The organism is Pseudomonas sp. GW821-FHT07E12, assembly GCF_058986605.1.
This window is the reverse complement of sequence record NZ_JBYSVX010000009.1, coordinates 1-14,070: the sequence shown is the minus strand read 5'-3', so window position 1 is coordinate 14,070 and position 14,070 is coordinate 1. Positions and strand designations below refer to the sequence as shown.

Genomic DNA, 14,070 nt, shown 5'->3' with positions numbered 1-14,070 from the left:
CGATGGGGCTTTACCGGTAAAGCCTCATCGCGGCTGATGGCCCGAGGCCACGTAGACCCGCTCCTACGAATCACCCATCACCCATCACGAATTCCGGCTCTTGACCAACGAGCCGCTCATGTCCAGTGTCGCCACGGTGCCCTGCCCGGTCGCCGAATCCAGCAGCAGTTTCCAGCCGAGGTGTTCGCACAGGCGGCCCAGCAGGTCCAGGCCGATGCCATTGCCCTGGCGGGTTTCAGCGCGCGCCATCCGGCGGTAGATCGCGGCGATCTCCTCCGGGCTCATGCCGTGGCCCGGATCCTCGATCCGCACCGTTGCCGGTGCCAGCAGGGACACACGGATGACGCCGCGGTCGCTGTTCTCGATCGCATTGCGCAGCAGGTTGCCGATCGCCACCTGCATGATCGCCACCGGGGCGAACAGCTCGCAACGCGGCAGCTCGGCCAGTTGCAGGTCGAGGTCCTTGTCGGCGCACAGGTGACGATGGTCGGCGAGGATGTCCGGCAGCAGTTCGTCCAGGCGCACGTAATCGCTGCTCTTCTCCAGCCGCGAAGGATCCTTCGCCAGCACCAGCAGCAGCGTGATCAGTTGCTCGACCGACTCGGCGGTCTGGCGGATGCGCAGCAGCTGATGGCGCACCGCTGGCGGTATGCCCGGCTGGTCCAGCGCCAGTTCGCCGGCGCCGCGGATCACCGCGATCGGGGTGCGCAGTTCGTGGCTGGTGCTATCGATGAAGGCGCGCTCGCGTTCAACGTAGGCATCGTTGCGCTGCAGGTAGTCGTTGAGCGCATCGGCGATCACCACCTGCTCGCTGCTGGCGCCTTTCACTGCCTCGATGTGTTGACCAGGGCGATCCGGGCGCAAGGCATGGATCCGCTTGGCCATGTCGGCCAGCGGCTGCACGACGCGGCCCAATCCCCATGCCACCAGCAGGCCGAGCAGCACGATCGCAATGATGTTCGAAATCAGCATCCACAGTCCGAGATTGTTTTCGTGTGCCTGCAGCTCGGTGATGTCCAGCGCCAGCACCAACCGGCGTCCGTTCACGTCCTGCACCATCAGTACCTTGTCGCGCCCCTGGTACTGGATGCCGTCATGGATGCCGGGGCCGAAGCTGGCGAATTCCGGTGGCGCGGGCGACTCGTCGTCGTCGCCGTACAACTGCACGGTCTCGGTATCGGTCCAGTGGTAGCGCGGATCTTCGGCACTGCGCTGGACGAAGTGGTTCAGCTCCGACTTCAGCAGCGAGCGCCAGGTCACCTGCTCGGCCTGCTCGTTGACGATGTAGCCGTGGATGAACACGGCCAGTGAAATCAGTCCGGCATAGATAACCAGCCACAGGGTGACACGGGCACGAAGCCCGCCCAGCCTAGTCCGCATGCATGCGTTCCTGGTGCCCGGCATGGCCGAGCCGGTAACCGACGCGCGGCAGGGTCTGGATCAGCTTTTCCTCGAACGGGCCATCGACGCTGCGGCGCAGGTCGTAGATGTGCGAGCGCAGCATGTCACCGTCCGGCGGCTCGTCGCCCCACAACGCCTGTTCGAGCTTCTCGCGGGTGACCGCGGCCGGACTGGCCTGCATCAATACCTGCAGCAGCTTGCGGCAGGCCGGATACAGGTGCAGCGGCTTGCCGGCGCGGCTGGCCTCCAGCGTCGCCAGGTCCAGCTTGAGGTCGCCGACCGTCAGCAGCTTGCTGCGGCCTCGCCCCTGCGCGCGCACCAGCAGCGCTTCCAGGCGTACTTCCAGCTCGGGCAGCGCGAACGGCTTGGTCAGGTAGTCGTCGGCACCGGCGCGGAAGCCGGCGATCTTGTCGGGCAACTCGTCGCGTGCGGTCAGCATGATCACCGGCACTTCGGAGCGGTGCTCCTCGCGCAGGCGGCGCAGCACTTCCGGGCCATCCATGCGCGGCATCATCCAGTCGAGCACGATGGCGTCATAGACCTGCGTGGTGGCGAGGTGAAGACCGGTGATGCCATCCGGTGCGGCGTCCAGGGTGTGTGCGCGCGCTTCGAAGTAGTCGAACAGGTTCGCCACCAGGTTGCGGTTGTCTTCGATGACGAGCAGCCGCATCGTCGGCCTCCGGGGGATAAGTGGTCTAGCATCGTAGCCGGACGATGTCGGAACCACGTCGAAATGGGGCCTCCGACAAACTTTCCACGCTGAATCAGGCATAGTTTGCGCCCGTTCAGCCCATCTTCCAACGTGCTGCCTGCCACCTTCTCCCTGGAACAACGCCGGCGCTGGGCGTACCGCGCCGCGCTGCTGGCCATCGTGCTCAGCCTGCTGGCCGGGCTGGGATTGCGCCAGCCCAACCCTCCGGATGAACCCCGCTTCGTACTGGCCGCCCGCGCGATGGTGGAGAGCGGGCGCTGGCTGCTTCCGCACCGGGGCAGCGAGCTGTATGCGGAAAAACCGCCGGTCTTCATGTGGTTGCAGGCCAGTGCCTACGAACTGGTGCACGACTGGCGCCTCGCGTTCCTGCTGCCGTCGCTGCTGGCCGCGCTGGCGACGCTGTGGCTGACCTGGGACCTGACGCGCCGGCTGTGGAACCCGCGCGTGGCGCGTTACGCGGTGCTGGCCCTGTTCGTCACGCTGCAGTTCGGGGTATTGGCCAAGCGTGCCCAGATCGACATGGTGCTGGTGGCGATGACCACGCTGTCGCTGTGGGGCCTGCTGCGCCACCTGCTGCGCGGGCCGGACTGGCCGGCGTGGATGCTGGGCGCGTTCGCCGCCGGCGTGGGCACGGTGACCAAGGGCGTGGGCTTCCTGCCGTTGCTGGCGTTGCTGTCGTGGGCGGCGTGGCGCCATCGGCATCGTACGGAGGCGGTGAGCGGGCCGTGGCCGCACTGGCTGAGCGTGATCCCGGCGTTCCTGGCCGGAACCGCGGTCTGGCTGCTGCCGCTGGGGATCGCGCTGTGGCGCGACCCGGACCCGACCGTGGAGGCCTACGCGCGCGAGCTGCTGTTCAAACAGACCGGCACCCGCTACGCCTCGGCCTGGCACCACGTGCAGCCGGCCTGGTACTACCTCAAGGTGATCGCCACGTTGTGGCTGCCAGGCTGCCTGTTGCTGCCGGCACTGCTGCCTGCGTGGTGGCGACGGCTGCGACGCGGTGACCCGCGCTACGCCGTGCTGCTCGGCTGGAGCGTGCTGGTGCTGGTGTTCTTCAGCGCCAGCCCGGGCAAGCGCGAGGTCTACATCTTCCCGATGCTGCCGGCGCTGTGCGTGGCCGCCGCGCCACTGCTGGCCGGGCTGCTGCGTCGGCGCGTGATCCGCCTGGTGCTGGCCGGCTATGTCTGGCTGCTGGCGCTGCTGACGCTGGCGATCGGTATCGGCCTGCAGATGCACGCAGGCTGGGCGATGCAGGGCGCGCTCAAGCGGGCGATCGACCCGGCCGCGATGCAGGTGTTCGGCACCTGGCTGCTGATCTTTGCGATTCCCACCGTGCTGCTGGCCGCCTGGCTGCGGCTGCGCCACACCGGGGCACTGGTGGTCGTGGTGACCGCGCTGCTGTGGACGGTGCACGGGCTCGGCCTGATGCCGGCGCTGGATCCCTACAGCTCCGCCGCCGGATTGATGCAGCGCGTGGGCCAGCGCATCGGCCCGGATGCGGAACTCGGCATGGTCGCCTGGCGCGAGCAGAACCTGCTGCAGGCGGACCGGCCGGCGGTCGATTTCGGCTTCAAGAAGTCGTGGGATGTGCAGTGGGCAGGCGCCTCGGAATGGGTCGCGCAGGCACCGCAGCGGCGCTGGCTGTTCGTGCTGCGTGAAGCGATGAGCCCATGCGTGGACCCGGCCCGGGTGATCGACATCGGCGAATCCAATCGCAATGCCTGGCAGTTGGTACCGGGCGATGCCTTGCGGCCCGGCTGCGTGACGCATGAGGCGACGCAGGAAGAGGTAGCCGGAGACGGCGACTAGGGCGTGTCGTCCACGCCCGAGCCGGACACACCGACGCAGGTTTGTGCAGACCCGGCTGGCTGGGCCGGGAAGCCCATCAGCCGGCACCACGCGGCAGGAACCGAGGGCTTTCCGGACCCCACGCGAGCTACTCGAGGGCGGATCACACGCCCTGATCCGGTTGGCTGGGATTCACGGACCCTGCATCCCGGTCCGACCACTTTCCGACAACGTGACACAGATCATGCTGCCATCGCCGGGACCGGCGTTTTTGCCATTTGGCGTCTTCAATGAACCTGATGCCCGCATCCCTTGCCAAGGGTGCCTTCCAGCCCATCGTGCGCTCGCACGGCCATTTTCTCGTCCGCCACCTGTGGATCCCGCTGGTGGTGGCGTTGGCGCTGAGCGGCCTGCTGATGGCCGGCGGCGGCGACCAGTGGCTGGCCGACCAGGTGTATCGCGCGGAAGGCGGGCAGTGGGCGCTCAAGAACTACTGGTTCACCACGACGCTGGTGCACCAGGTCGGTAAGTACACCAGTACCGCCGCGGCGCTGAGCCTGCTGGCGTTCGGGCTGGTCGCGTGGCGCTCGCCGCGCTGGCGTGCCTGGTCGCGCCCGGCACTCTACGTGGTGCTGTCGATAGGTCTGTCGACCGCGGCGGTGTCGCTGCTGAAGAGCGTCACCCACATGGACTGCCCGTGGGATCTGGTCGACTACGGTGGCACCCGCGCGTTCTTCGGGCTGTTCGATTCGCGCAACGGGGTGCCGGCGTCCGGTTGTTTCCCGGCCGGTCACGCCAGTGCCGGTTATGCCTGGGTCGCGCTGTACTTCGCCGCGCTGGCGACACATCCGCGCTGGCGCTGGGCCGGGCTGTCGATCGGCCTCGGCACCGGCTTGCTGTTCGGGATCTCCCAGCAGTTGCGCGGTGCCCACTTCATCTCGCATGACCTGTGGACCCTGGCGACCTGCTGGAGCGTGTCGCTGGGCCTGTACCTGTGGATGCTGCGGCCGACCGCGCGCGCCACCGCAACCACCGGAGAATCCGCATGAGCGTCTCGCTGCCACGTAGCGGTGCACTCGCGCGCCTGCGCACGCTCGACTGGAGCCACCGCCCGGAAGTCTCGGTGGAAACCCTGGTGCTCGGCGCCAGCGTGTTCTTCGCGCTCGCCTGCAACAGCATGTTCTGGCGCACCTCGCTGGCCACCCATTCCGGCTTCGGCTTCACGCTGTCGCTGTTCTGCCTGCTGGTCGCGGTGCATTCGCTGCTGTTCGGGCTGTTGATCTGGCGCTGGAACGCCAAGCCGCTGCTGTCGGTGCTGTTCATCACCACCGCGCTGGCCACGCATTACATGAACAGCTACAGCGTCTATCTGGACACGGACATGCTGCGCAACGTGCTGCATACCGACCACAAGGAATCGCGCGAGCTGATGACGCCCTCGCTGCTGCTGCCGCTGCTGTTCTATGCGGCGCTGCCGATCGCGGTGGTGTGGCGGGTACGGCTGAAGCGACGCGGCTGGGGCAAGACCCTGGGCATGCGCCTGTTGTTCCTGCTCGGTGTCGCGGTGGTCGGCTCGGCCGGGTCGATGCTGTCGTTCCAGCCATTGTCGGCGCTGATGCGCAACCATCGTGAAGTGCGCTATCTCGCCACCCCGATCAACTACATCGTCGCGCTGCGGCAGACCCTGAAGTCCGATTCGCCGATCAAGCGCCAGCCCAAGCTGCCGATCGAACACGACGCGATGGCGACCCCGCGCGCACCCAGCAGCCGTCCGCGCCTGCTGCTGATCGTGCTGGGCGAAACCGCACGTGCGCAGAACTGGGGCCTCAATGGCTATGCGCGCCAGACCACGCCGGAACTGGCGCAGACCGGCGTGATCAACTTCCCCGACATGCACTCGTGCGGCACCAGCACCGAGGTCTCGGTGCCGTGCATGTTCTCGCCGTTCGGTCGCCATGACTACGACGAATCCAAGATCCGCGCGCACCAGTCGTTCCTGCACGTGCTCAACCACGCCGGCATCGCGCCGTTGTGGCGCGACAACCAGTCCGGCTGCAAGGGAGTGTGCGAGGGCCTGGAGATCCAGCAGCTCGACGATTCGAAGAACCCCGCCCTGTGCAAGGACGGCCGCTGCATGGATGAGATCCTGCTCGACGAACTCGCCACGCAGGTGCGTGCCAAGCCCGGCGATCGCGTCGTGGTATTGCACCAGCTTGGCAGCCACGGCCCGTCCTATTTCCAGCGCTACCCTGCGCAGTTCCGCCGCTTCACGCCCACCTGCGAGACCGCCGAGCTGGGCAGTTGCACCCGCGAGCAGATCGTCAACGCCTACGACAACTCGATCCTGTACACCGACCACTTCCTCGATCGCGCGATCGGCACGCTGCGTGCACTGCCGGATTACGACACCGCGATGATCTATCTCTCCGATCACGGCGAGTCGCTCGGCGAGAAGGGGCTGTACCTGCACGGCGTGCCCTACGCGATCGCTCCCGCCGAGCAGACCCGCGTGCCGATGGTGATGTGGTTCTCGCCGGAATTCGCGCAGAACCGCGGGCTCGACCTGAAGTGCCTGCGCCAGCGCTCCACCCAGCGTGCCGATCAGGACAACCTGTTCTCGTCGGTGCTGGGCCTGATGCAGGTGAAGACCTCGATCTACGACCGCTCGCGCGACCTGTTCGCCGGTTGCGCCGGCTGAATACCGCTCCAAGCCCTGACGTGACATGACCGTCGTCCCCGCCTTCGCGGGGACGACGTCGATGGGGTTTACCGGCGCGGTCCGCCTTGCCAGTGCAACCGCAGGCCTCTAGCCTTCGCCGGTCGCACTCACGCAAAGGGACTCACCGTGAACCACCGCCACCTGCTGCCGGCCCTCGCCGTGGCCGCCGGACTGCTGTCGCTGTCGGCCTGCCAAAAGGCGCCCAGCCCGCAGCAGGAAAAACCCGTCGCGCAGGCCGAGGTCGGCGAGAGCGCCGATCAGTTCGTCGCGCGCATCAACGAGGAATACAAGGCGAGCTATCCGGAGCTGAGCGCTGCGCAGTGGCTGTCCTCGACCTACATCAACGTCGACTCGCAGCGCGTGGCCGCCAAGGCCAACGAGCGCTCGCTGACCAAGCTCAACGAATGGATCGAGCAGGCCAAACGTTATGACGGCAAGCCGATGTCCGGGGACACCGCGCGCGCGCTCAGGCTGCTCAAGCTGATGAACGCGATGCCGGCGCCGCGCGACCCGGCCCGGCTCACCGAGCTGACCACGATCGCCGCGCGCATGGAGGGCGATTACGGCGCCGGCAGCTATTGCAAGGGCGAAGGCGAGGCGAAGCAGTGCCGCCAGCTCGGCGAGCTGGAGCAGGTGCTGGCCGGCAGCCGCGACTACGACGAACAGCTCGATGCCTGGCAGGGCTGGCATGGCGTGGCCACGCCGATGCGCAAGGACTACCAGCGCTTCGTCGAACTGGCCAACGAGGGCGCCAGGGAAATGGGCTTCGCCGACGTCGGCGAAATGTGGCGCAGCGGCTACGACATGCCGCCCGCGCAGATCGCCACCGAGACCGACCGGCTGTGGGCGCAGCTCAAACCGCTGTACGAGCAGTTGCAGTGCTACACGCGCGGCAAGCTCGACAAGGAATACGGCGCCGACAAGGGCGAGCTGCCCGGCGGCCTGCTGCCGGCACACCTGACCGGCAACATGTGGCAGCAGGACTGGTCCAACCTGTGGGACCTGCTGCAGCCCTACCCCGGCGCCGGCGACCTGGACATCACCGCGGCGCTGGAGAAACAGTACCAGAGCAACCTCAGCGCGCAGCTCGCCAAGACACCCGGCGACACCAGCCCCGACACCCGCTTCAAGGCCGAACGCGAGGCGCAGCTGCGCAACGCCAAACAGATGACCGAACGCGCGCAGGACTTCTACACCTCGCTCGGCATGCCGGCGTTGCCGGAGAGTTACTGGCAACGTTCGCAGTTCATCAAGCCGCTCGACCGCGACGTGGTCTGCCACGCCAGCGCCTGGGATCTGAACATGGGCGGCGACGGCTCCAAGGACAACGGCCCGGACGTGCGCACCAAGATGTGCATCCAGCCGCGCGAGGAAGACTTCACCACGATCTACCACGAGCTGGGCCACATCTATTACGACCTGGCCTACAACCCGCTGCCACCGCTGTTCCAGAACGGCGCCAACGACGGCTTCCACGAGGCGATCGGCGACACCATCGTGCTGGCGATGACGCCCGGCTACCTGCATTCGATCAATCTGGTCGGCCCGCAGCAGCGTAGCCGCGAGGCGCTGATCAACTCGCAGATGCGCATGGCGTTGAGCAAGGTCGCGTTCCTGCCGTTCGGCCTGATGATCGACCGTTGGCGCTGGGGCGTGTTCGACGGCTCGATCACCCCGGACCACTACAACCAGGCCTGGTGGGAACTGAAAGCGAAGTACCAGGGCGTGGCGCCGGCGACCCCGCGCGGCGAGGCGTTCTTCGACCCGGGCGCCAAGTACCACGTGCCGGGCAACACGCCGTATACGCGTTACTTCCTCGCCCACATCCTGCAGTTCCAGTTCTACAAGGGCCTGTGCCAGGCCGCCGGCTACACCGGCCCACTGTACGACTGCAGCTTCTACGGCAACAAGGAAGCCGGGCAGAAGTTCTGGGCGATGCTCCAGCGCGGTGCCAGCCAACCGTGGCAGGCGACGCTGAAGGAGCTGACCGGCGAGGACAAGCTCGATGCCGCGCCGATGCTGGAGTATTTCGCGCCCATGCAGGAGTGGCTCAAGCAGCAGAACGAGGGGCGGATGTGCGGGTGGCAGGCGCCGGCCGCAAAGCCCTGACGTCATGCTTTGTTGTAGGAGCGGCGTAAGCCGCGATGGGGCTTTATCGGTAAAGCCCATCGCGGCTTACGCCGCTCCTACAGCAAAGCGTCATCCCGGCCGGGCAAGCCCGGCGCTACGCGTCCGCGCGCGGCTCCCCGACCAGCTTGGCCTTGAACTGCTCGAATTCCATGCCCAGCTCTTTCACCTCGGCATGCGCGGCATCCTTCAGCGCGTCGGAATAGACCAGCCGCACCGGCGTGCCCTGGCGCTCGTGCATCTCGCCGGCACGCATGATCAGCGCCAGCATCTGCGCCGGGCTCTCCGACTCGCCGGCGATGCGCCCGTCCATGCCCAGCACCCACACGCCATCGCGACGCACGATGCCGGCCAGCAGCCGGCGCTCGCCATCGCGCAGTTCGGCATGCGGCTCGATCGGCGAGTCCGGCACCGCCTGCGCCGTCGCGCGGTTGCGCAGGCGCTCGGCCAGTTTCCGGCGCGAATCGCGGCGCTGCTTGGATCCCATCGACATTCAATGATTCCTCTGAAGCTCACAAATACGGAGGTTACCCGGGCCCGGCCGATCCCGTCTGCACAACGGGCGCCGCGTCGCGCTGACGGCGGCAGACCCGCCGATCCCAGCGCCAGAACAACCAGCCAAGCAGGAAGAAGCCGGCGCATCCCAGCGCCAGGTGCAGCGGCGTATCGCTGAGCAGCGGCGACAGCACACCAGCGACCACCGTGTTGACCATGAGCTGAGTGAAGGCCTGCAGCGACGAGGCCAGCCCGCGCTGCGCGGGATACATGTCCAGCACCATCAGCGACAGGATCGGGTAGATCAACGCCAGGCCCAGGCCGCCGATGAAGATCGGCAGCACCGCCCACGGCAGCGCCAGCCGATCGACCGCCAGGTTGTAGGCGACATTGCTCAGCGCCGACACACCGCAGCAGATGAAGCCGACGCGCACCTGGCTGCGCGCATGCAACCGCCCGGCCATCCGCCCGGACAGGAACGCGCCCAGCGTCAGCCCGCCGATCGTGGGCAGGAACAGCCACGCGAAGTCGCGCTCGCCCAGCCCCAGGTGATGCATCACGAACACCGGCGCGGAGGCAACGTAGAGGAAGATGCCGGCGAAGTTCAGCGAGCCGGCCGCCGCCAGCCGCTGGAAACGCGGGTTGAAGCCGATCGTCAGGTAGTCGCGCAGCAGCGGCCCAGGCCGCAGCGGGCGCCGCGACTGCGGCGGATGCGTCTCCGGCAGCCAGGTCAGCGTCGCCAGCAACAGCAGGCTCGAGAACGTCACCAGGAACCAGAAGATCGACGTCCAGCCGGCGCCGGTGGCCAGCAGCCAGCCGCCAATGATCGGCGCGATCGCCGGGGCGATGCCGAAGATCATCGATACCTGGCTCATCAGTCGCTGCGCGTCGTGGCCATCGAACAGGTCACGGATCACCGCACGCCCGACGATCATGCCCACGCCCGCCGACACGCCCTGCAGCGCGCGGAACACCAGCAGCGTGCTCAGGTCGCGCGACAGCGCGCAGCCGATCGACGAGACGATGAACATCACCAGCCCGCCGACGATCACCCGTTTGCGGCCCCAGGCATCCGACAGCGGGCCGTGCACCACGCTCATCAGGCCGTAGAACAGCAGGTAGACACTGACGGTCTGCTGGATCGCGACCTGATCCACCCGCAGCCGCTCGCCGAGCTGCGAGAACGCCGGGAAGATCATGTCGATCGAGAACGGGCCAAACATCGACAACCCGGCAAGCAGCAGCGCCAGGCGGCGGGTCGAAGGCGTGGGTGCGGTCATGCCGTGTTCCGGGAAACGGGCGTCAATGGACGCATTCAGGCACCGGATCCCAACGGGGACGGTGCCTGTGGCGGTAAGGGAGTCCGCCCATGATAGCCCGCCGGTTCCCGCTTGCGCTGAATCCCTCCCATCACGTGGCCTGGCCCAGGGCCTTCAAACCGGCCGCGCAGCCACGAATCTGGACAGTCGCTACGGCTATAATCGCCCCCGCTACATGGTGGGAGAAGCGGCCACCGCCGCTGCCGAAGGCGCAAACGCCCGTAATCGCTCAGGCCCGATACCACCCGTACCAAAACTCTGGAGAGACCGGTTGGATCCGGCGCCGAAGGGGCACCAGACGCAGGCAGGCCCAGCCGCGCCGCGTCTCCAAACTCTCAGGCAAAAGGACAGAGGGGCACGAGCAGAAGCCTGCATGGCTTCGCTCGTCATTCCCGCGCAAGCGGGAACCCAAGGACGTCGTGCGTACAAGACGGCGAAGTCCATGGATTCCCGCATCCGCGGGAATGACGAGTGAAAGCAGGCTCTCGTGTTTCCCCCACTACGTCCTGACGGAAGCCTCCATGTCCAAGTCCTCCCTGCGCGACCTCGAAAATTCCAGCGCGTTCGTCGCGCGCCACATCGGCCCCAACGATGCCGAAATCGCGCAGATGCTGCGCGTGGTCGGCCATGATTCGCTGGACGCGCTGACCGACGCGATCGTCCCCGGCGGCATCAAGTCGCCGACCCCGCTGGCGTTGCCGGAAGCGGTGACCGAGGAAGACGCGCTGGCCAAGATCCGCACGATCGCCGACAAGAACAGCGTGTTCCGCAGCTTCATCGGCCAGGGCTACTACGGCACCCACACGCCGAAGGTGATCCTGCGCAACGTGCTGGAGAACCCGGCCTGGTACACCGCCTACACGCCGTACCAGGCGGAGATTTCGCAGGGCCGCATGGAAGCGCTGATCAACTTCCAGACCATGTGCGCCGACCTGACCGGCATGGAGATCGCCAACGCTTCGCTGCTGGACGAGGCCACCGCCGCCGCCGAGGCGATGACGCTGGCCAAGCGCTCGGCCAAGTCGAAATCGGAGGTGTTCTTCGTGCACGACGCGGTGCACCCGCAGACGCTCGAACTGCTGCGCACCCGCGCCGAGCCGCTGGGCATCGTGCTGCAGTTGGGCACGCCCGGGCAGGCGCTGCAGGCCGAGTGCTTCGGCGTGCTGCTGCAGTACCCGGACACCTTCGGTCACATCGGCGACTACAAGGCGCTGGCCGACGCGGTGCACGCGCGCGGCGGCCTGGTCGCGGTCGCCACCGACCTGCTGGCATTGACCCTGATTGCCGCGCCCGGCGAATGGGGCGCCGACATCGTGGTCGGCAACAGCCAGCGCTTCGGCGTGCCGTTCGGCTTCGGCGGCCCGCACGCCGCGTTCATGGCCTGCCGCGATGCCTACAAGCGCTCGATGCCGGGCCGCCTGATCGGCGTGTCGATCGACGCGCAGGGCAACCCGGCCTATCGCCTCACCCTGCAGACCCGCGAGCAGCACATCCGTCGCGAGAAGGCCACCTCCAACATCTGTACCGCGCAGGTGCTGCTGGCGGTGATGGCCTCGATGTACGCGGTCTACCACGGTCCCGACGGCCTGAGCCGCATCGCCCGCCGCACTCACCGCTATGCGGCGATCCTGGCGACCGCGCTGCGCGGTGCCGGCGTCGCTGTCGGCGAGCACTTCTTCGACACCTTGCACGTCACCGGCATCGATGCGCGGGCGATCCACGCCAAGGCGCAGGCCACCGGCATCAACCTGCGTGCGATCGACAACGGCGCGGTCAGCATCAGCCTGGACGAGACCACCACCCGCGCCGACCTGATCGCGCTGGGCACGCTGTTCGGCGCGGAGGTGGAGATCGAAGCGCTCGATGCCACCACCGCCGATGCGCTGCCGGAAGGCCTGCTACGCACCAGCGCATTCCTGACCCATCCGGTGTTCAACACCCATCACAGCGAGCACGAGCTGCTGCGCTACCTGCGCTCGCTGGCCGACAAGGATCTGGCGATGGATCGCACGATGATCCCGCTGGGCTCGTGCACGATGAAGCTCAACGCCACCGCCGAGATGATCCCGGTGACCTGGCCGGAGTTCTCGTCGATCCATCCGCTGGCCCCGGCCGCGCAATGGAACGGCTACCGCCTGCTGATCGACGAGCTGGAAGCGATGCTGGTCGAATGCACCGGCTACGACGCAGTCAGCCTGCAACCGAACTCCGGCGCGCAGGGCGAATACGCCGGCCTGCTGGCGATCCGCGCCTATCACCGCTCGCGCGGCGAGAGTCATCGCGATATCTGTCTGATCCCCGAATCGGCGCACGGCACCAACCCGGCATCGGCGCAGATGTGCGGCATGAAGGTGGTGGTGACCAAGTGCGACGCCAACGGCAACGTCGACGTCGAGGATCTGCGTGCCAAGGCCGAGAAGCATTCGGCCAACCTCGCCGCGCTGATGATCACCTACCCGTCCACGCACGGCGTGTTCGAAGAGGCGATCGTGGAGATCTGCGAGATCGTCCACGCGCATGGCGGCCAGGTCTATACCGACGGCGCCAACATGAACGCGCTGGTCGGCGTGGCCAAGCCCGGCAAGTGGGGCTCGGACGTCTCGCACCTCAACCTGCACAAGACCTTCTGCATCCCGCACGGCGGCGGCGGTCCGGGCGTGGGCCCGTGCGCGGTCAAGTCGCATCTGGCACCGTTCCTGCCCAAGGTGTTGGGTGGCGAAGGTGAAGTAGGCATGGTCAGCGCCGCCAGCTTCGGCTCGGCTTCGATCCTGCCGATCAGCTGGATGTACATCACCATGATGGGCACCGCCGGGCTGCGCAAGGCGACCCAGGTCGCGCTGCTCAACGCCAACTACATCGCCACGCGTCTGGCACCGCACTACAAGACGCTGTACACCGGCCGTAACGGCCTGGTCGCGCACGAGTGCATCCTCGACGTGCGTCCGCTGGAGAAGACCAGCGGCATCGGCGCCGAGGACATCGCCAAGCGCCTGATCGACTTCGGCTTCCACGCCCCGACCCTGAGCTTCCCGGTCGCCGGCACGCTGATGGTCGAGCCGACCGAGAGCGAATCGCAGCACGAGCTGGACCGCTTCATCGACGCGATGATCCAGATCCGCGAGGAGATCACCGCGATCGAGGACGGCCGTCTGGATCGCGAGGACAACCCGCTCAAGCACGCCCCGCACACCGCCACGGTGGTGTCGGCCAGCGAGTGGGCGCACGCCTACCCGCGCGAGCTGGCCGCATTCCCGCTGCCGTCGCTGCGGCAGGCCAAGTACTGGCCGCCGGTGGCGCGCGTGGACAACGTCTACGGCGACAAGAACGTGATGTGTGCGTGCATCCCGGTGGATGCGTACAAGGACGATGAAGTCGAGGCGTAACGCTTCCTCGATCGAACAAGACGACGGCCCGCATTGCGGGCCGTTTTTTTGGGGCTTGTTCGATATCGTTTGACTGCGCTTCTGCTGTCTCTTCTCCACATCTGACGCTGCCGACGAATGTCCAGC

Annotated in this window: 9 protein-coding genes and 1 riboswitch; of the genes, 5 read left to right on the top strand and 4 right to left on the bottom strand. The window is 67.1% G+C overall.

Going from position 1 to position 14,070, the window contains the following annotated elements:
* Nucleotides 1–84: 84 nt before the first annotated feature.
* A complete protein-coding gene (locus tag AC3WJE_RS07525) occupies nt 85–1,380 on the bottom strand; it encodes a sensor histidine kinase (protein ID WP_493730170.1) in 1,296 nt (431 codons plus the stop codon).
* On the bottom strand, nt 1,370–2,071 hold the full coding sequence (locus AC3WJE_RS07520) for a response regulator transcription factor (RefSeq protein ID WP_493730169.1): 702 nt from the start codon (nt 2,069–2,071) through the stop codon (nt 1,370–1,372). The genes AC3WJE_RS07525 and AC3WJE_RS07520 overlap by 11 nt, the downstream gene beginning before the upstream one ends.
* 132 nt (nt 2,072–2,203) lie before the next feature.
* Here AC3WJE_RS07520 and AC3WJE_RS07515 point away from each other — a divergent pair, with 132 nt between their 5' ends.
* From AC3WJE_RS07515 to AC3WJE_RS07500, 4 genes are all read left to right on the top strand, one after another.
* Complete coding sequence (locus AC3WJE_RS07515) at nt 2,204–3,922, top strand: ArnT family glycosyltransferase (protein WP_493730168.1); 1,719 nt, start codon at nt 2,204–2,206, stop codon at nt 3,920–3,922.
* Nucleotides 3,923–4,200: 278 nt separating this feature from the next.
* Complete coding sequence (locus tag AC3WJE_RS07510; protein ID WP_493730167.1) at nt 4,201–4,950, top strand: phosphatase PAP2 family protein; 750 nt, start codon at nt 4,201–4,203, stop codon at nt 4,948–4,950.
* Nucleotides 4,947–6,599 carry a phosphoethanolamine transferase gene (locus AC3WJE_RS07505; RefSeq protein WP_493730166.1) on the top strand — a complete coding sequence of 551 codons (1,653 nt, stop codon included), beginning with the start codon at nt 4,947–4,949 and terminating at the stop codon, nt 6,597–6,599. Before AC3WJE_RS07510 ends, AC3WJE_RS07505 begins: the two co-directional genes overlap by 4 nt.
* A 147-nt stretch (nt 6,600–6,746) precedes the next feature.
* Nucleotides 6,747–8,729, top strand: coding sequence for a M2 family metallopeptidase (locus AC3WJE_RS07500; RefSeq protein ID WP_493730165.1), 1,983 nt, complete (start codon nt 6,747–6,749; stop codon nt 8,727–8,729).
* Between the two features lie 115 nt (nt 8,730–8,844).
* Here AC3WJE_RS07500 and AC3WJE_RS07495 read toward each other — a convergent pair whose 3' ends face one another.
* Nucleotides 8,845–9,240, bottom strand: a complete 396-nt coding sequence (locus AC3WJE_RS07495) for a hypothetical protein (protein ID WP_493730164.1) — start codon at nt 9,238–9,240, stop codon at nt 8,845–8,847.
* A 34-nt stretch (nt 9,241–9,274) separates the two neighbouring features.
* On the bottom strand, nt 9,275–10,522 hold the full coding sequence (locus AC3WJE_RS07490; protein ID WP_493730163.1) for a multidrug effflux MFS transporter: 1,248 nt from the start codon (nt 10,520–10,522) through the stop codon (nt 9,275–9,277).
* A 287-nt stretch (nt 10,523–10,809) separates the two neighbouring features.
* A riboswitch (glycine riboswitch) is annotated at nt 10,810–10,922 on the top strand.
* 160 nt (nt 10,923–11,082) lie between these two features.
* Between AC3WJE_RS07490 and gcvP the strand changes: the two genes are divergently transcribed.
* Complete coding sequence (gene gcvP, locus AC3WJE_RS07485) at nt 11,083–13,944, top strand: aminomethyl-transferring glycine dehydrogenase (protein ID WP_493730162.1); 2,862 nt, start codon at nt 11,083–11,085, stop codon at nt 13,942–13,944.
* Nucleotides 13,945–14,070 lie beyond the last annotated feature (126 nt).